Source organism: Caballeronia sp. ATUFL_F1_KS39 (genome assembly GCF_023630985.1).
In the GTDB taxonomy this organism is placed as follows: Bacteria; Pseudomonadota; Gammaproteobacteria; order Burkholderiales; family Burkholderiaceae; genus Caballeronia; species Caballeronia zhejiangensis.
This window is the reverse complement of record NZ_JALQDZ010000070.1, coordinates 1-1,673: the sequence shown is the minus strand read 5'-3', so window position 1 is coordinate 1,673 and position 1,673 is coordinate 1. Positions and strand designations below refer to the sequence as shown.

Annotated in this window: 1 protein-coding gene; it reads right to left on the bottom strand. The window is 58.9% G+C overall.

The genetic code is table 11. The features are described from left to right. Nucleotides 1-141: 141 nt before the first annotated feature. On the bottom strand, nucleotides 142-1,569 hold the full coding sequence (locus NCR93_RS31620) for an ISNCY family transposase (RefSeq protein ID WP_175983324.1): 1,428 nt from the start codon (nucleotides 1,567-1,569) through the stop codon (nucleotides 142-144). Nucleotides 1,570-1,673 lie beyond the last annotated feature (104 nt).

Below are 1,673 nucleotides of genomic sequence, written 5' to 3'. Positions count from 1 at the left end.
TGTCAAAGCAAAATTGAAATGTCGTACCACCGGCTAAATACAGATGTCGTGTTTTTGATGTGTGATTGGCTCTGTTTTCAACGGTTTGAATCCACGTAGTCTTGAAGATTGTCTTGATCCGACCGGGGCGTTTCAGACTGTTCAGCGAGTGCGAGCAGACCGTTGGCCAGGTGTTGAGGGCGTCTTGGATTGCTGCGCCACCTGCACGATTACTTGATCCAGATCGGCTCGGGTGAATGCGCGCGACTTCTTCGTGCCGGGCAAGGGCTTGGGAGTGCGCACCGCGGCACCTCGGTTTGTGCGAGACGGCGAGCCTGAGATCCGACGGTTATCGCGCTGCGCCTGTAACGCTCGCGCGACCTGCAACGCATGACCAAGACGCTTGTTCTCGATTATCGCGCCTTGGTCAATGTCGGCGAGCTTGTCATACGGCACAGCATGCAGCACGCTGCCGTCAGCGCGGATTTCGAGGCGCCCATCTGGGTATTCCCACACGTCGATGTAGCGGCCGATCAGCCTGCGATTCGCTGCCGTGTCATCGAGCAGCCAGAGTACGCGGTCGTTCAGCAACGTCAGCGCATCCGATACCTTACGCTGTACCCGCCAAGTCAAAACCGCGTCGAGATTCTCGTCATCGCGCAGCGGCCGGTGGGCGTCGTACGCGCTTCTTGGCGGCTTTGCGAAGCGCGCGTTATAGGCCGCCATGAAAACGCAGGCAAACGCGTTTGCAGCTGCAATGGTGCTGATATCACGCAAACGCAGCTCCTTCACCAGGCGATCCTGCAGCGTCAGATGAGCCCGTTCGACGCGTCCCTTGGCGGGGCTGCTGTTGGCGCAAAATGTGTCGATGTTGAGCTCGTACATTGCACGACCAAACTGGGTGACGCCTTTGCCCGCCGTCTCCTCGCGCTTGTGGACGTAGAACACGCTCGCGCGGTCGCTATAGAATGCCACCGGCTTACCGTGGCGTTCGAGATACGCGCGCGTCGCCTCGAAATAACTGAAAGTCGATTCGGTCGGTGCGAAGTGCAAGTGCATCAACCGGCTCGTCGCGTCGTCGACAAAGACCAGCAGTGAGCAGGCGGGTCCCCGGTCTTCAAACCAGTAATGATCGCTGCCGTCGATTTGTACGAGTTCACCGAAACAGGCTCGTCGGGCACGCGGCTGGTAGACCTTCGGCGGACGTTGCTTGCGCGGCACCCAAAGGCCGGCATCCGTCATCAGGTGCCGCACGGTTTCCTTCGACAGCACGAGGCCATGGCATTCACGCAGCTTCTCGCATGCCAGCGTCGGTCCGAAATCCAAGTAGCGCTCGCGAATAAGGGTCAGCGCACGTAAGGCCAAGCCTTCGTCAAGCTTCCGATTGCCCGGCTTGTTCCGTTTGCGTGATGTAAGGCCCGCCGCGCCCGACTCGCGATATCGCCACACCAGCCGCTCGACTTGGCGTACCGTCACGCCGAGACGCTCCGCGGCTCGACCGGGTTTGAGTCCCATATTCACCACGGCTTGGATGACCTTCAGACGGTCGAGTTCGCGCATGTTCAATGTCACCAACGTTGCTGGCTTCATGGACGGCTCCTGCAGTGGTGCAGTCAGTCGCCAGCTTGCCAGTGGTCGCAAAAACACGACATTTGTATCTTGCTAGAACACGACATTCTCATGTTGCTCCTACA